Raw genomic sequence first — 16,248 nt, forward strand, 5'->3', positions numbered from 1 at the left:
GCATGTTCTCCCCCACTGGTTCGGGAGCTGGGCGATGTGCGCGCACGCTACGGGCCGAGGTGTTCGCGGCCGTCTGCGTGCTGCTCGCGGCCGTCGGCCACGTCCTGATGTCCGGCACCACCGTCCCATGGTGGGCACTGACGGCCGGACTTGCCGTCACGGGCGGTGCGGGCTGGAGCCTCGCGGGCCGTGAGCGCGGACTTCCACTGGTCGTATCCCTGGTCGTGGTCACCCAGGGCGTGCTCCACTCTGGCTTCGAACTCGCGCAGTCGACCGCCACGGGCGCGACCGGACCGGACACCATGCCGTCCGACTCGCGGGGCCCGGGACACGCCATGGAGTCCATGGGCCACGACATGAGCGCCATGCCCACCCACTCCATGGGCATGGGTCACATGGCCACGGACCACGCGACGCACCTGGGACATGTGGGCTCGATGGGCCATGACATGGGCGGCATGTCGTCGTTCGGCATGCTGGCCGCCCATACGCTCGCCGCGCTGCTGTGCGGCCTGTGGCTGGCCCATGGGGAGCGTGCCGCGTTCCGTGTCATGCGGGCCGTCGCCGGCCGGCTGGCCGCACCCCTGCGGCTGCTGTTCGCTGTGGTGACACCGCCACGCCGACTGCGCGTACGGCTACACCGTCTTCGCTCGGAACGGGTACCGCGGCACCTTCCTCTCGTTCACTCGATCACTCCTCGCGGGCCTCCGACCGGGACCGCTGTCGTCTGAGACAGCCGGTTCCCCGGGGCCACAGCCAGGTGTCGTGTCGTCGACACCCGCGCCTCGGGTATCGGCCGTATGCGTCGTACGGCCGTCTCCCCTTCACTTCCGGACCCGTCCGCAGACGGTGTCACGCGACCGTCGTGCCTGAGCACGGTCGTGCGCGCGCGCCGCTGTGCCGGATGCCGGATGACCCGAGAAGGACATCAGGTGATCACTCCTGTTCCACCCGCCTCCCGCGACAGACGCAGAGAGGCGGACAAAGAGGATGCGGTGGCCTCGTCCGACGAGTCGACGACCGCCTGGGCGCTCGCCGCCCGCGCCGGAGACCCGGCCGCCGTCGAGCGATTCGTACGAGCCCTGCACCCCGACGTCGTCCGTTATGTCGCACATCTGTCCTCCGACCCCCAGGCCGCCGATGACCTGGCCCAGGACACGTTCCTGCGGGCACTGGGCAGCCTGCACCGGTTCGAGGGGCGCTCCTCGGCGCGGACGTGGCTCCTGTCCATCGCCCGCCGCGCGGTGATCGACAGTTACCGGTACGCCGCCGCCCGGCCACGTCTGTGCGGCGCGGACGACTGGAGCGTGGCGGTCGAACACGCCCAGCCGAACGGTCTGCCCGGCTTCGACGACGGCGTCGCGCTGCTCGACCTGCTGGACGCACTGCCCGACAAGCGCCGTGAGGCGTTCGTTCTCACCCAGTTGATCGGGCTGCCCTACGCGGAGGCGGCCGAGGCCAGTGGCTGCCCCGTCGGAACGGTCCGCTCACGCGTGGCCCGTGCCCGGGCGACGCTCATCGAGCTGCTTGCCGAGGCTGAGGCGACGCCGATGGCCGCGTGACCGAAGGGCGCCGGTGCCGTCCGTCCGAAGCGCGGGCCGGTGCCCTTCCTCTCGCCGAACAGTTCGGATCGCCGGACAGTACCGAGCACCGACCCCTTCCGAGCACCCCATGGATGACAGTCACGCGCAGGATGATGCGCGTACGAGCGAGGTCGCAATGAACAGTCCGGAGCATATGAGCGGGCAGGAGCCCCACCTGGTGCTCATCGTGCTCTACGACGGAGTCCAGAGCCTCGGCTTCTCAGGGCCCGCCGATGTCTTCGCCGCGGCGGACGAGGTGAGCTCAGGAAGCTGCCGGTACGAGGTGCGGACGGCCTCCCTGAACGGCGGTCCAGTCCGCGCGTCCGGTGGCCTCACCGTCCGGCCGGACCACGGCACGATGGACGTGGCCACGGCCGGCAAGGTCGGCACGCTGATCGTGCCGGGCGCGGACGGTTTCCCTGTCCGCGATCGGGCGATCGTCGAAACGGTGGGTTCCCTGGCCCTGCGGGCCAGGCGCGTGGCCTCGGTGGGCACCGGCGCCTTCCTCCTCGCTGATGCCGGGCTTCTCGACGGCCGCAGGGCGGCCACGCACTGGGAGTTCGCCGACGAACTCGCCCGTCGTTTCCCGGCGGTCACGGTCGACGCACGGGACACGGTGGTACGGGACGGCCGCTTCACGACCTCAGGAGGCGGCGCCGCCTCCGGCCTCGACCTGGCACTCACCCTCGTGGAGGACGACCTGGGCGACGAGGCCGCCCAGCAGATCGCCAGGGCCCTCGTCACGTACCACCGCAGGCCGGGCGGTCAGCTCCAGTTCACCGAACCGCACGGCCCCGACGCACACAGCCCGGCACTGCGCGCGGTGCAGCGGCGGATCCTCGCCGACCTGAACGGCGACCTGTCGATCCGCTCTCTGTCCCGCCAGGCAGGCCTCTCCGAGCGCCACTTCACCCGCCTGTTCCGCGCTCAGGTCGGCATGTCGGCGCGGGAGTACATCGAGCGGGCCCGAGTGGTGGCCGCCTCCCGCCTCCTCACCGAGACGTCCCGCAGCCTCGGGGCCGTCGCTTGCGAGACGGGGTTCGGGACACAGGCCACGATGCTCAGGGCGTTCCGGCGGGTGCTGCGGGTCTCGCCCCTCGACTACCGGGAGCGCTTCTCGTGACACGGAGGTACTGCCGATCCGGCATGCGTTCGCTTCCCTCCGCCGCCGTGCCGCGGCGGCGTGGTGGTGGGTTCCATGACCGCTTCTCCTCGGTCGGGTTCCGGCGGGTACCGCCTGCTGAGGCCCTACACTCACCATCGATAATCAGCCACCCCGACGTAAGCAATGTGGGGATGAACGCATGCCACAGCTTCCGGCCTTCGATGTCATGACGGCGACCTGCCCGTCCCGCACGTCACTCGCCCGCATCGCCAACAAGTGGACGGCCATGGTGGTCATCGCCCTCAGCGCCGGCCGCATGCGCTTCCGCGACCTGCGCGCCACCGTCGACGGGATCAGCGGCAAGGTCCTCACCGAGACCCTTCGAGACCTGGAACGCGACGGACTCGTCACCCGACACATGTACGCCGAGGTCCCGCCCAGAGTCGAATACGAACTGACCCCACTGGGGCGAACCCTGCACGCTCCGCTTCATGCACTGGCTCTCTGGGCCGAGGAACACATGGCCCAAGTACTCGCAGCACGCGAGAGCTACGACGCCCGCCAGTAACCGTGGCGGGTCGGTCTCGGGCAGGCAGCAGGATCGCGGTGTTCGGAAGTGCGCGGTAGCCCGGCCCGCACGATCAGCGCGGTCCCGAGGGCATGCCGCGGCCCCGGCGGCCGATACGGGGACCGCCGGGGCCGCTTGGTGTCGCCCGGGCACTCGGGGGGATGGGATTCCGGACGACAGTTCGGGGGCACATCGGCCAAGTGGCCGCTCACGAGAGCGATTCCAGGGCCTTCGGGCTCAGTTGCCGTCCCGAGAGACGTCCTTGCCCTCCTGGGCGACACATTTCCTCGGTACGTCGAGCCGTTCTTGGCGCCACCCATGTTCACGATCCAAAACCGGTCACCTCAACGTAACCAATGGGCCAACGTGATGCACGTCACTCCCTTTGACTTCAGTCAGTCCTCCGGCCCGACACGCATCACCCTCGCCACAACACCACCCACACGACGAGCACACTTCCCACTCATGCCCCACCAATTCCGCGTCAAGCCGCCCATCGGCCTTTTGTGTTCGCTTTACCTTCGCCCTGGTATAACTACGTGCTGTGAAGCGCTCGGGGGGAATCCGGCGTGAAACAAAGGAACGACCGAGCAATGTCTATAGCTGGACATCCACTCCGCAGAACCATTCTCACCGGGGGTTTGGCGGCTACCGCTGCCGCACTCTCCGGCTGCTCCTCGAAGGCGGAGGAAAAGGAGACGGGCAAGGCGGCCGACGCAGCGGCCGCAGCAGGCGCTTCGCCGGCCACGGGCGACCGTCCCTCCACGCCCTGGGGGGCGTTCTCACGACTGATGGACGGAAACGAGCGCTGGCAGGACGGTAACCTCAAGCATCCCGACCGGGACCCCAAGCGACGGGATTTCGTGGCCGAGGAGCAGGATCCCTACGGTGTGATCCTCTCCTGCATCGACTCCCGGGTGCCGCCCGAGCTGCTCTTCGACACCGGGCTCGGCGATCTGTTCGTGATGCGCACCGGTGGCCAGGTGGTCGGACCGGTGGTCACCGGTTCCGTCGAGTACGGGCCCATGACGTCGGGGACGCCGCTGATCGTCGTACTGGGGCATCAGCGCTGTGGCGCCATCAAGGCGGCGTACGAAGCGATGCGCGACGGCAAGAAGTTGCCCGGCAATCTCCAGGCGATCTCCGATGCCCTGCGGCCGGCGTATGAGGCGACCGTCAAGGCGAAGGCCAAGGACCCGGTCGACGCCATGATTCGCATCCACGTCAAGCAGACCTCCGCCGATCTGCGGTCCAACCGCGACCTGAGCCCTCTTGTGAAGAAGGGCGACCTGGCCGTGGTCAGCGCCTACTATTCGCTCGACACCGGCCGCGTGGAGGTTCTCACCGGAGCGCCGTCCGCCTGACCGGGTAATGCCGGTTCGATCGACTCCGTCGAGCAATTCGTATTGCGTCGACAGTTCGGCGGAGTCGGTTGATCCGGGATTTTCCGCTGCCTTACTTCCGGATTTTCCACATGTTCACCGATGGGACGTCGAACTCGCGGGCCGCGGTTTTCCACCCTCTGATTCGAATGACGCCTGCTGCTGCTCGGCGTGCGTGCTCGACCGTCAGCGCGGCCGCCGTTGCACAACGTCGGCGAGCACCGTTGCCACAAGGTTGTTGACGGTTGCCATGGCCGGCGGGCCGGGATCGCGGTCTACGAACAGGAGATGCCCGCCACCGACCAGGGAGAGGGTGAGTGAGTCGATGTCGGCGTCGGCCGCGATGCGGCCCAGCTCACGCTCGTCGGCCAGGTAGGCGGAGATCGCGGTCGTGGCCTGGGCGAGGATCGCGATGCCGCCTCCGGGCCTGGCTTGCCGCAGCCGTGCGCGCAGCTCGTCCCGGAAAGTGATGAGCGGGATGATCGCCACCGGAACCGGTCCGAACAGATCGGTCAGCGCGGTGGCGAGGTTGTCGGCCACCGTGCCGGTGCCGGCGGACTCGCGCAGCGCACTCGCCTGCGTCTCAAGCTGCGCGGCCCGGTCGAGCACGAGGTCGGCGAGGAAGGCGTCGAAGTCACTGAAGTGCCGGTGCAGGACGCCTTTGGCGCAGCCCGCCTCGTCGGTGACGGCCCGGCTGGTCAGCCCGTTCGGCCCGTCCCGCAGCAGCACGCGTTCGGCAGCGTCGAACAACTGCTGCCGCGCGTCGCGAAGGTGCACTCCAGTCGGCACTCAAAGATCCTCTCGTGCGTCAGCCTGCCGGCATCCATTGCCCAGTGGGCATACGCCCACTAAGGTGGGCGCATGCCCACCTTACCGCGAGAGCAACCAGAACCGTCCCCAGCGGAACTGCACAAGGCCCGGCGGATGGCCCAGTCGTTCGGTACGGACGCGCAACGCTACGACCAGGCCCGACCCGCCTACCCCGACGCCTTGGTGACGCGGATCGTCGCCGGAAGCCCTGGGCCAGAGGTGCTCGACGTGGGCTGCGGTACCGGCATCGCGGCCCGCCAGTTCCAGGCCGCCGGCTGCGCCGTGCTCGGCGTCGAGCCGGATGAGCGGATGGCCGAGTTCGCGCAGGCCCACGGCCTGCAGGTCGAGGTGGCGACGTTCGAAGCCTGGCAGCCGGCCGGCCGGACGTTCGACACGGTGATCGCGGCCCAGTCCTGGCACTGGGTGGATCCGGTCGCCGGCGCGGTCAAGGCCGCCCGGATACTGCGTCCGGACGGGCGTCTGGCGATCTTCGGGCACGTGTACGAGCCGCCCGCCGAGGTGGCCGACCCGTTCGCCGCCGCCTACCCGCGGGTGATGCCAGACTCGCCGTTCAGCAATCAGCCGGCCCGACGTCCGCTGGACACCTACCAAGCGGGGTACGCCAAGCTCGCCGAGGCGATCCGTCAGACCGAACGCTTCAAGGAACCCGAACAGTGGCGATTCGACTGGGAGCGGCACTACACGCGCGACCAATGGCTGGAGCTGCTCCCCACCACCGGCGGCCTCACCCAACTACCCCCCGACAAGACGGCCGACATCCTTGACGCGGTCGGGGCCGCCATCGACTCGATAGGCGGTCGCTTCACGATGCTCTACACCACCCTGGCGACAACCGCCGTGCGCGCCGGCGCCTCCTGACTCGCTGATTCCTCGACGACACCGTCATCCACACCGGCCGCGTCGCCGCACCTGGCCCCAACGGCGCCGACCTCTGGTGGTCAGGACGATGAGGACGCCGGCCCTTTAGACTTTGGTCGCCGTGGAGTCGACCATCGGCCGATTACGCGGCCGTCCTGGACAGCGAGACTTGCGGATATGAACTTCCGCAAACATCCGGCTTCCCCCACGGCCGATGCCACCGTGGTCGCTGACTCCCCGCTGGCCATCATCCTGGTGTGCACCGTGGGCGGGACAGTTCTCGGCGGAGTCGGCGAACTGGTCTGGGAGTGGATGACGACCCAGTCCTGGGGGCCACGGATAGGGCCGACCAAGCTCCTGTCGGTGCTCCCCAGCCCTTGGCCCACCATCGTCGTCGCCGCCGTGGGGGCAGTGGCCGGGCTTCTGCTGGGGCTCATCGCCGTACACGAGTCCGTGTCCGTGACCGTCTCGGCGACGCGTGTGGTCCTGACCGTCCAAGACGAACAACGGGAGTTCGCGTCCCACGAGATCGGCCAGGTGCTCGTGGCGAGGAAGCAGCTCATCCTGCTTGATCAGAACGGCCAGGAACTCACCCGCCAGGACTGCGATCTCAACCCACGACGGCTGGTCACCGCCTTCACCCGGCACGGCTACTCGTGCGCGGAAAGCACGCCCGAGTGAAGACGCCACCCGATCCACCGACTGCCGGGGATATCGCCCAGGCCAGCTCGGGTGGCCGTCAGCAACAGCGGGTGGCCCCGGTACTGACGCTGTTTCTCATCGCACCCTTGCTGGGCGAAGTAGTGGGTGCGGCGCTGCGCCTGAGCTATTTCGTGCAGCCCTTGCGGGTGGTCTCGATCCTGTGCTTCTACGGTGCGGGGGTCGTCCTGATACGCGAGATCGCGCACCGCCTGCGGGCCAACGGCTGGGGGCTGGTCCTGCTCGGTGTCGCCTACGCGCTGATCGAGGAGGGCCTCGCCCTCCAGACGATCTTCAACCCGGAGGGTATGGACGGCGAGACGGTGTACGGCCGCGCCGCCGGAGTGAACTGGTTCTGGGCCGTGCTCGTGTGTGGGTACCACGTCGTCTGGAGCGTCCTCATTCCCATAGGCGTGGTGCATATCCTCTTTCCCCGGGAGAGCCGGTCCCCGTGGTTGTCGCGACGGATGCTGTGGGTCTTCGGCGGGGTGTTCGCCCTCGGTACGGCACTCTTCGCGCTGATTTCCCTCCTGCGGTCGGATTTCCGCCTCTCCGTGGTCGAGATCGGTGCGGTGCTCGCGATCGTGGGACTGCTGACCTGGGCCGCTTCACGCTGCCAGGCCCGAGACACACCGTGTGTACCGAAGCGACTGCCTGGGACGCTACGGGCCGGATGGACCGGGCTGGGCTTCGGACTCGTCTGGTTCGTCTTCCACCTGATGGCGTTCATCGGCAGCGGCATCTCGTTCGTGTGGTGGGTGCTCGCAGCCGTGCTGACCGCTGTCGCCGCCGCGGCGATCGTGAACCGCTGGATGCGGCGCGGCTGGACGGCGCGGCACCGGTTGGCGGCATCCTTCGGAGCGGTGCTTGCCGCTGGACTGTTCGGACTGCTGCTGGTCTCCCTGGGGGACCAGCTGGTGGACGTGGTCTTCGAGGTGATCGTGATCGGCGGGCTCGTCGCCGGCTACTTCTGGACCCGTCGGCGAACCAGCCCCACCTGACCCGCCGGGCGCAGCAAGCGGTCGCGAGCTCGGGCCTCCCTGCGCCCGTGACGAATGCTAAGGTGCCGCCCGTGAGCGGAATTTAGAGATTTCCAGGGAACGACCGGCGACCGTCCGTGACAGTGACGGCCCAGCCTCGGCGCAGCCGTAGCAACAGGCAGGCGTCGCTTCAGCGGGTGACCAGCTTCTGTCGCGGTGGTGGGTTCTCTGTGTCATGTGAGGGATCAACCTCCACGGACGCAGAGTCCATAGGTCATGCCGGTCGTGCAGCAGGTGTCCTTCCCCCATCCCTGTGCTCCCGTGCTCCCGCGCACGGCTCCCTGGAAATCGGAGTCATCTCTCCATGTCTGTCTTCGCTCGTGCCACCTCGCTCTTCTCCCGTGCCGCGCGGACCCGCGCGGCCGATGAGGCGGCCCGTTCCCGGTCTCGCTGGGTCACCCTCGTCTTCCTCGCCGTGCTCCAGCTCCTCATCGCGGTCGACGTGACCGTAGTGAACATCGCCCTGCCTGCGATCCGCGACAGCTTCCACGTCGACACCCGTCAACTCACCTGGGTAGTCACGGGTTACACCGTCGTGGGCGGCGGCCTGCTCATGGTGGGCGGGCGCATCGCCGACCTCTTCGGGCGGCGCCGGACCCTCCTTTTCGGGGCCTTCCTCTTCGGTGCGTCGTCCCTCGCCGCGGGCCTCGCCCCGAACCTGGAGCTGCTCGTGCTCGCACGGTTCGGGCAGGGCGCAGGAGAGGCCCTCTCCCTGCCGGCCGCGATGTCGCTCATCGCCCTGCTCTTCCCCGAAACCGCCGCCCGTTCCAAGGCGTTGAGCGTCTGGGCGTCGGTCGCCAGCGTCGGCCTCGTCCTCGGCTTCCTGCTCTCCGGGGTCATCACCCAGCTCTTCAGCTGGCGTTGGATCTTCCTGATCAACATCCCCCTCGTCAGCCTCGTGCTCGTCGCCGTACTGCTGCTGGTCAAGAAGGACGAGACGACCGCACGCAATCCCGTCGACCTCCCCGGCGCGCTCCTCTTCACGGCCGCGCCGCTGCTGCTCATCTTCGGCGTCATCGAGCTGGGCGAGGACGAGCCCCGGCTGCCGCTCGCCGTCGGGAGCCTGCTCGCGGCCGCGGTGTGCGCGGCCGCGTTCGTCGCCGTCGAGCGGCGCACGGCCCATCCCCTGGTTCCCCTGACGTTCTTCGGGAACCGCGTCCGCCTGGTCGCCAACGGCGCCACGGTCCTCCTCAGCGCCGCCCTCTCGACCTCCTTCTTCCTGCTGACCATGCACTTGCAGGAGGAGCGCGACCTGTCCCCCATCGAGGCGGGACTGTCCTTCCTGCCCCTGGCCCTCAGCCTCATCCTCGCCTCGCTCCTCGTCCCCCGCCTCATCGAGCGCATCGGCACCACCGGCGCCGCGGTGCTCGGCATGGCGCTCGCGGCCCTCGGCATCGGCTGCTTCGCGCTGCTGCCCAGCGACAACTCGCTGCTCACCAGCGTCTTCCCCGGCATGATCCTGCTCGCCTGCGGCATGGCCACCGGCCTGGTCGCATTGCAGAACGCCGCCCTGCACGCGGTCACCGAGGCCGACGCGGGCGTGGCCTCCGGCGTGCAACGCTGCGCCGACCAGCTCGGCGGCGCGAGCGGTATCGCCGTCTACGTCAGCATCGGGTTCTCGCCCCACCTCGGCGGCGACTGGGACCCGTTCACCGTGGCGTACAGCCTCGCCGGCATCGGCCTGATCGCGGCCGTCCTCGCCGTCCTCGCCCTGTCTCCGGACCGCCGTCTCGCCGCCCCCCGGGAGCAGGAGGACTGACCGCGCCGTGCGCTGAAGGACCGCGGCAGCGCAGGGGGTCGAGGGCCCGTGCCCGGCACCGTCCGCCGGGCACGGGCCCTCGCGCGTCCACGCACCCAGACGCTTGCCCCGACCGCGGATTACCGGTTCCCTATTCCCTATTCCCAGGTAATGCACCGGATATCGAGGGCCGTGGCGGCACGTTCGCGCCGACTCCCGGATAACTTCCAGGAATTACGGGAAGCCGTCTGCTGCCGCTTGACAGGGCGTGAAGCCGATTGCTTGTCTCGCCGGCGAGACAGTCGGCTCCGGCATGAAATCCCGTCGGCCCGGGCCCGGCTTACGGTTCCCATTGACCTTCCCGACAACACAGTTATGGTGGTGGACGCATGCTTCCATCGAAGCCGGAGCTCAGTGGAACAATTGGCGCCGTTTCCGCCACGCATTGGCTGGCGTCCAATGCGGGCATGAGAATCCTTGAGAACGGAGGCAACGCCTTCGACGCCGCTGTCGCCGCCGGCTTCGTCCTCCAGGTCGTGGAACCCCACTTCAACGGGCCGGGCGGCGACGTCTCCATCGTCGCACTGCCCGCCGGGGCGCAGGACGCCGCCGAGATCTGCGGCCAGGGCCCCATGCCCCGCGCCGCGACACCGCAAGCCTTCTCCGATCTCGGACTGGAGCACATCCCGGGCTCCGGTCTGCTGCCCGCCTGTGTGCCCGGCGCGTTCGGTGGCTGGCTGCGGTTGCTCGCGGAGTTCGGCACCCTGCGCCTCGCGGACGTCCTCGCACCGGCCATCACCTACGCGGAAGAGGGCTATCCGCTGCTGCCGGAGACCGCCCACGCCGCCGATGTGCTCGCCCCGCTCTTCCGCACCGAGTGGACCGGTTCGGGGCAGATCTACCTGGCGAACGGCGCCGCCCCGAAAGCCGGTTCCCGCTTCCGCAACCCCGCGCTCGCCCAGACCTACCGGCAGCTCCTCAAAGAGGCCGAGGCCGCGTCGGCGGACCGCGAGGCCCAGATCGAGGCCGCGCACCAGGCCTTCTACCAGGGCTTCGTCGCGGAGGCGATCCAGCGCTTCCTGGACGGCGGGCCCCGGTTGGACGCCACCGGGCGCCGCCACAGCGCGCTGCTGACCGCTGATGACCTGGCCGCCTGGACCCCGTCCGTGACCACGGCGACGTCCCGCCCCTACGGCGCCTACCGCGTCCACAAGCCGGGACCTTGGTCCCAAGGCCCGGTCTTTCTCCAGCAGTTGGCGCTCCTGGAGGGGTTCGACCTCGCCGGCATGCGGCCCGACAGCGCCGACTACCTGCACACCGTGGTGGAGTGCGCCAAGCTCGCCTTCGCGGACCGCGACGCCTGGTACGGCGACCCGGCGTTCACCGACATACCGCTGGCGGACCTGCTCAGCGACGACTACACCCGCGAGCGGCGCCGCCTGGTGGGGCCCGAGGCCGTCAACGAGCTGCAGCCCGGCACTCCCGGCGGCCGCTCGTCGTGGCTGCCGGGGGCGGCGCCCGAGCCGGAGCCCGACCTCTCCGGCCACACGGACGAGTGGATGGGGCAGCTCCGCAACGGCCTGCCCACCATCCTCAAGGCCACTACGGCCAAGGGCGACACCTGCTGCGTCACCGTGACCGACCGGCACGGCAACACGGTGGCCGCGACACCCAGCGGCGGCTGGCTCAAGAGCTCGCCGGCCATCGCGGAGCTGGGCTTCCCGCTCGGCACCCGGGGCCAGACGATGTACCTGGCCGAGGGACACCCCAACTCCCTCGCCGGCGGCAAGCGCCCGCGCACCACGCTCAGCCCCACCGTGGTCCAGCGCGACGGGCAGCCCCACCTGGCGTTCGGCACTCCCGGCGGCGACCGGCAGGACCAGTGGACCCTCCAGTTCTTCCTCGGGGTCACCGCGTTCGGCCTCGACCTACAGGCGGCGACGGAGACCCTCGCGTTCCACACCGACCAGGTACCCGCCTCCTTCACGCCCCACCAGTCGCGGCCCGGCGTAGTGGTGGTGGAGGAGAACTGCGCGGCCGCGACCGTGGCGGAGCTGACCCGCCGCGGCCACCGCGTCGAGCGCGTGCCCGCCTACTCCCTTGGCCGAGTCTGCGCGACGGGTCTGGGCACGGACGGCCTCGTCCGCGCCGCCGCCAGCCCGCGCGGCCGCCAGCCCTACGCGATCTGCGGATGACGCCACGCCACACGCGCGAACCACCGGAGAGACGCCCGACGTTCCCGTACTCCGACCCGCCCCAGCAAGCAACAGTGAGGGAGGCCTCCATGCCGTCAGTAAAGTCAATGCCGCCCGTATCGGTGCACCATGTCGGTGTCCAGACCGCCGATCTGGATAATTCGATCTCCTGGTACCAGGAATTCTTCGGATGTACCGTTTCCTGGACCCTCGACACATTCTCCGCACTCACCCACTCACGGCTTCCGGGAATCGAGCGTCTCGCGGAGCTGCGATACGGCGATGTGCGCTTCCACCACATCGGTGTGAAATCCGGTGCCGCGGAACGCTCTCCGGCCGAGGCGAATCAGTTTCAGCACGTCTGCTTCGCGGTGGGCAGCCCCACGGAACTCGAAGCGTGGCGGTCGCGCTGGCTGGAGCTGTACGCCCGTGGGCGCTGGACGTTCGCCGTGCCGGAGCGGGCCACGGACATCGACGTCGACAAGGACGGCGTGCGGTCCTTCTACGCACTCGACCCGAACGGCCTGGAGTACGAGTTCACCTACGTTCCGGACGGCCCCCGATGAGTTCACTCGAGGCACGCCGCACCGACCGCACCGACCTGCCCCTGCCCGCGGCGGGCGACTGGGAGTACGGCGGCTATCCCTACGGCCTGGAGCCGCTCACGCTGCCCCTCGCCTCCCCCGGCTCTTCCCCCGCCGCGCACCGCCGGTCGGACGGTTCCCCGCCGCCCTGGCCGGGCACCTGGCGGACCCCGTCGCCGGAGTTCCCGGCGAACGCCGCGGTGGACCTGACGGACCCGCTCGGGGTCGACCGCCTCTTCTGGTTCCGCTGGATCACCGGCCACCAAGTCACCTTCGTACTCTGGCAGTTACTGGCCTCGGTACTCGCCGAGAGCGCGGAGGGCCCAGGCGGAGAGGCGCGGGCGGCGGAGCGGGCCCGCCGCTACGTGCGCGGCTACTCCCTGATGCTCCTGTACACCAGCTCCTGCCCGCGGTCGGTGTACGACCGGCTGATCCGGCCCCACCTGGCGCTCCAGCACCGGCACCTCAGCGGCGCCTGGGCCCGGGACTACCACCCGGTGCGGTCGCTGCTGCGCGGCCGTCTGCCGGCCGGGCTCGACGACGCGCCGTTGCGCGAGGAGTGCCGGCTCAACCACCACGTCCACGAGGGCATCGCCGCCAAGCTGGTGCCGTCCGGGGTCTCGCTGCTCCAGCAGACGAACCAGCACCAGGAACAACGGTTCCTCCACCGCGACCGGCTCTCGTCGCTGTACGACTGCGTCTTCCTCACCGTGCGGGCGCCCGCCTCGTACGAGCAGGTCGTCACCCAGCTGGTGCGACGCCTGCACGCCATCGGCCAGGACCTGGCGGCCAACGGGCTCTACCCCGCGTACGCGCCCAGCGGCCACGAGGAGCCCGCCGAGCTGCGCGCCCCGGACGTGGCGCGGTGCAAGGAGACGCTTCTGCCGGACCTGTCCCGTATCTGCGACTCGGCCACCGCGGCGGCGAGTTGAGCCCGCGCGGGCCGGGCCCGGGGCGCCGCGTCCGGGTCCGGCCCGCCCGGGCCCGGGCGGCCGGGGCGCGGCCCGCCCGGGCGCAGGGCTCACTCCCCGCGTGTGACGAGTTCCTCCCTGAGCGCGCGGCGGTCCACCTTGCCGGTGGAGCCCAGGGGCAGCGCGGCGGCCGTGAGGAACCGGTGCGGCACCGCCCACGACGGCAGCCTGGTCAGGCAGTGCTCGCGCAGGGTGCGCGGGTCGCCGGCGCCGGGCCCGACCACGACGGCGAGGAGGCGGGAGTGATCGTCGCGGACGTCCACCTTCACCACGCAGCAGTCCTCGACGCCGGGAGCGAGCCGTACAGCGTTCTCCACCTCCTCCAGCTCGAACCGCTGCCCGCGCATCTTGATCATGTTGTCCATGCGGCCGAGGAAGGCGTACCGGCCCCCGGGCAGGACGCGGACCTGGTCCCCGGTGGCGTAGGCCCGGCCGCCCGGACAGGTCTCCCCCGTGCGGAACCGCTCGGCTCCGTGCCCCTCGACGCCCCAGTATCCGGCGGCCACCGTGGGCCCCGCGACGACGAGTTCACCCACCGACCCCACCGCGTCGACCGGCCGCCCGTCGTCGTCCTCGACCCAGCACTCGGCGCACTCGACGGGCCGGCCGATGGGCACGGGGCCGGCGGGCGGGGCGTCCACGACCTCGTACGTACAGCCGTTGGTCTCGGTCGGGCCGTAGATGTTGAGGAACCGGGCCCCGGGCGCGCAGCGCATCAGTGCGGCGAGCCGCTGGTGCGGAAAGACGTCACCGGCGAACACGACCGTCCTCAAGGTGGCGAGGCGCTCACGCGCGGCCCGCTCCTCCAGTCCGGACAGGCGGGCGAGCGGATAGGGCACGGAGAGCCATACGGTGACGGCGCGTTCGGCGATCCAGGTGGCCAGCTCGACGGGAAACCCGGACAGTTCACGGGGCACCGGGGCCAGGGCCGCGCCGCCCAGCGCGGAGCCGAGCACCGAGGCCACCGACACGTCGAAGTGCAGCGGGGCGTGGCAGGCGAACACATCGTCGCCGCCCACCGGGAACGCGCCGACCATCCACTCCAGGAAGGCGACGGCGCCCGCACCGGTGTGGGCCACGCACTTGGGAACGCCGGTGGAGCCGGAGGTGGTGAGCAGGTACGCGACATCGGTGCCGTCGCTCCGGACGGGGTCGAGGCGGCCCGCGGGCAGCTCGTCCCCGTCCGATGGCAGGGCGAGCCGCCGCGGCCCCGGTACGGCGGCGGCGAACCGGTCGAGCAGCGCGCGTTCGCCCACCACGGCGGTGGGCGCGCAGACCCGGCTCACCGAAGCCCACCGCGCGGGCGGCGACGCGGCGTCGAGCGGCACGTACACGGCGCCCGCGGCCAGGATCGCGTGCACCGCGGCCACGGCGTCCGCGTCGGTCCGCCCGGACAGCAGCGCTACCCGGTCACCGGCGCGCACCCCCAGGCCTGCCAGGGCGGCCTGGATGCCGCCCGCCCGCGCGGCCAGCTCCCCATAGGTGACCGGGAGCCGGGTCTCCCCCAGGACGGCGGGGGCCTCGGGCCTCGCCTCGGCGGCCGAGGCGAGGAGTGTGGAGAGTCGAACGGAGGACGACATGAAGGACGTCGAAGAGGTCACAGCGGCGGACATGGCGGTATCACCCCAGTCGGTTCGGTTGCCGGAACACGCGCCGCACTGCGAGATCGGCTGCGCGGCGAACGTGGCGAAGAGGGTCGGTGTCGACTTCCCGCGGCACGTGGCCGGGTCCCAGTGGGCGCTGCGCACCTTCGTCCGGGAGCCCGGCGACATCCCGCAGCCCATGCTGGACCGCACGCATCTGACGTTCGGCGCGCACGGCGAGGGCTGGCCCACCGCCCTCGCGGGGATCACGGACGGCACCGTGCACGACCGCCGGGTGGCGCGTTCGGAGCTCCCGGAGGTGCTGCGGGACGACCTCGCCCGGGGCGGCAGTCTGCTGTTCCTGGAGGACCGCGGCTGCCCATGGCTGCACTCCGCCGGCCCCGGGCTGCTGCCGCACACGGTGACCCCGGACGGTGTCGACGCGGCCGGGGTCTGGCAGCTGATCGAGGGGCACAGCTGGTGGGCGGGCCGGTACCCGATGGCGGAGGCCGACCTGCTGGCCGCGGCCTACCCGGACCCCGACCCGCACCATGTGGCGGGCCGGGTCCTGAGCCTGCGTCTGGCCCTGACGCCCGAGCGTCGCGCGGCCCTGGACGCCCTCGCCCTGGACCGGCTGCGGGACAGCGTGCGCGCCTACCTCACGGGGGGCGACGGCCGGCTCGACACCCCGGCGGGCACGCTGGTGTGGACGGACGGGCAGGCGGCGGTCGCGGAACTGCTGGACCGGCTGCGGGGCTGGGAGTACCTGTGCGCGCTCGCCGCCGACGACGGGGCCGGCGTCGAGCAGGGCATCGACATCGCCGTGGGCCGGTATCTGTTCCTGGGCCTGGCGGACGAGCTGGCCTACACGTCGTACGCCCGCGCGGGCGCCCGGCGCCTGACCCGACGCCTCGGCGCTCTCGCGGACATCGGCGACGAACACCTCCCCGACGTGGTGTGGCAGCGGGCGTGGCGCAGCGCCCAGCGGTTCTACCGGTCGCTGCGCGCGGAGCACTTCGACGCCCTGTTGCACGACATCGACGCGGCGGGGGTGGCCGACGCCGCTTGTGCGCGCCGGCTCGCGGAGGTCCTGTAGGGCCGTGGGCGCGCG

The 16,248-nt window shown here is 70.6% G+C and carries 15 protein-coding genes; 13 read left to right on the plus strand and 2 right to left on the minus strand.

Features of this window, described 5'->3' with window-relative positions; all coding sequences use genetic code 11:
• Positions 1-2: 2 nt before the first annotated feature.
• The 5 genes from SLINC_RS01295 (at position 3) to SLINC_RS01315 (ending at position 4,620) form a co-directional block, all read left to right on the plus strand.
• Positions 3-731: a hypothetical protein gene (locus tag SLINC_RS01295; protein WP_067444768.1), complete on the plus strand. Its 729-nt coding sequence runs from the start codon at positions 3-5 to the stop codon at positions 729-731.
• Between the two features lie 201 nt (positions 732-932).
• Positions 933-1,562, plus strand: a complete 630-nt coding sequence (locus SLINC_RS01300) for a sigma-70 family RNA polymerase sigma factor (protein ID WP_375141457.1) — start codon at positions 933-935, stop codon at positions 1,560-1,562.
• A gap of 175 nt (positions 1,563-1,737) precedes the next feature.
• Positions 1,738-2,706, plus strand: coding sequence for a GlxA family transcriptional regulator (locus tag SLINC_RS01305; protein WP_067425582.1), 969 nt, complete (start codon positions 1,738-1,740; stop codon positions 2,704-2,706).
• Between the two features lie 181 nt (positions 2,707-2,887).
• Complete coding sequence (locus SLINC_RS01310; protein WP_067425585.1) at positions 2,888-3,256, plus strand: winged helix-turn-helix transcriptional regulator; 369 nt, start codon at positions 2,888-2,890, stop codon at positions 3,254-3,256.
• Positions 3,257-3,825: 569 nt separating this feature from the next.
• On the plus strand, positions 3,826-4,620 hold the full coding sequence (locus SLINC_RS01315) for a carbonic anhydrase (RefSeq protein ID WP_225988204.1): 795 nt from the start codon (positions 3,826-3,828) through the stop codon (positions 4,618-4,620).
• Between the two features lie 204 nt (positions 4,621-4,824).
• On the opposite strand, the gene SLINC_RS01320 is transcribed toward SLINC_RS01315, so the two are convergent.
• Positions 4,825-5,427 (minus strand): TetR/AcrR family transcriptional regulator, encoded by a 603-nt coding sequence (locus SLINC_RS01320; RefSeq protein WP_067425593.1) that lies wholly within the window; start codon positions 5,425-5,427, stop codon positions 4,825-4,827.
• Positions 5,428-5,499: 72 nt separating this feature from the next.
• Here SLINC_RS01320 and SLINC_RS01325 point away from each other — a divergent pair, with 72 nt between their 5' ends.
• From SLINC_RS01325 to SLINC_RS01355, 7 genes are all read left to right on the plus strand, one after another.
• Positions 5,500-6,327: a class I SAM-dependent methyltransferase gene (locus SLINC_RS01325; RefSeq protein WP_067425597.1), complete on the plus strand. Its 828-nt coding sequence runs from the start codon at positions 5,500-5,502 to the stop codon at positions 6,325-6,327.
• A gap of 177 nt (positions 6,328-6,504) precedes the next feature.
• Positions 6,505-7,008, plus strand: a complete 504-nt coding sequence (locus SLINC_RS01330; protein WP_067425600.1) for a YqeB family protein — start codon at positions 6,505-6,507, stop codon at positions 7,006-7,008.
• Positions 7,005-8,027, plus strand: coding sequence for a hypothetical protein (locus SLINC_RS01335; protein ID WP_152038964.1), 1,023 nt, complete (start codon positions 7,005-7,007; stop codon positions 8,025-8,027). Before SLINC_RS01330 ends, SLINC_RS01335 begins: the two co-directional genes overlap by 4 nt.
• 343 nt (positions 8,028-8,370) lie before the next feature.
• Entirely contained in the window at positions 8,371-9,825 is a 1,455-nt protein-coding gene (gene lmr(A), locus SLINC_RS01340) for a lincomycin efflux MFS transporter Lmr(A) (RefSeq protein ID WP_079164356.1), read from the plus strand.
• A gap of 368 nt (positions 9,826-10,193) precedes the next feature.
• Positions 10,194-11,999, plus strand: a complete 1,806-nt coding sequence (locus tag SLINC_RS01345) for a gamma-glutamyltransferase family protein (RefSeq protein ID WP_067425607.1) — start codon at positions 10,194-10,196, stop codon at positions 11,997-11,999.
• Positions 12,000-12,088: 89 nt separating this feature from the next.
• Complete coding sequence (locus SLINC_RS01350) at positions 12,089-12,565, plus strand: VOC family protein (RefSeq protein WP_107406533.1); 477 nt, start codon at positions 12,089-12,091, stop codon at positions 12,563-12,565.
• Positions 12,562-13,515, plus strand: a complete 954-nt coding sequence (locus SLINC_RS01355; RefSeq protein WP_067425613.1) for a hypothetical protein — start codon at positions 12,562-12,564, stop codon at positions 13,513-13,515. The genes SLINC_RS01350 and SLINC_RS01355 overlap by 4 nt, the downstream gene beginning before the upstream one ends.
• An 89-nt stretch (positions 13,516-13,604) precedes the next feature.
• Here SLINC_RS01355 and SLINC_RS01360 read toward each other — a convergent pair whose 3' ends face one another.
• Positions 13,605-15,134, minus strand: coding sequence for a D-alanine--poly(phosphoribitol) ligase (locus tag SLINC_RS01360; protein WP_067425616.1), 1,530 nt, complete (start codon positions 15,132-15,134; stop codon positions 13,605-13,607).
• On the opposite strand from SLINC_RS01360, the gene SLINC_RS01365 reads away from it, so the two are divergent.
• On the plus strand, positions 15,133-16,233 hold the full coding sequence (locus SLINC_RS01365; RefSeq protein WP_067425619.1) for a hypothetical protein: 1,101 nt from the start codon (positions 15,133-15,135) through the stop codon (positions 16,231-16,233). The genes SLINC_RS01360 and SLINC_RS01365 overlap by 2 nt on opposite strands.
• The last annotated feature ends 15 nt before the right edge of the window (positions 16,234-16,248 follow it).

Origin of the sequence: Streptomyces lincolnensis (assembly GCF_001685355.1) — a bacterium.
Taxonomy (GTDB): Bacteria; Actinomycetota; Actinomycetes; order Streptomycetales; family Streptomycetaceae; genus Streptomyces; species Streptomyces lincolnensis.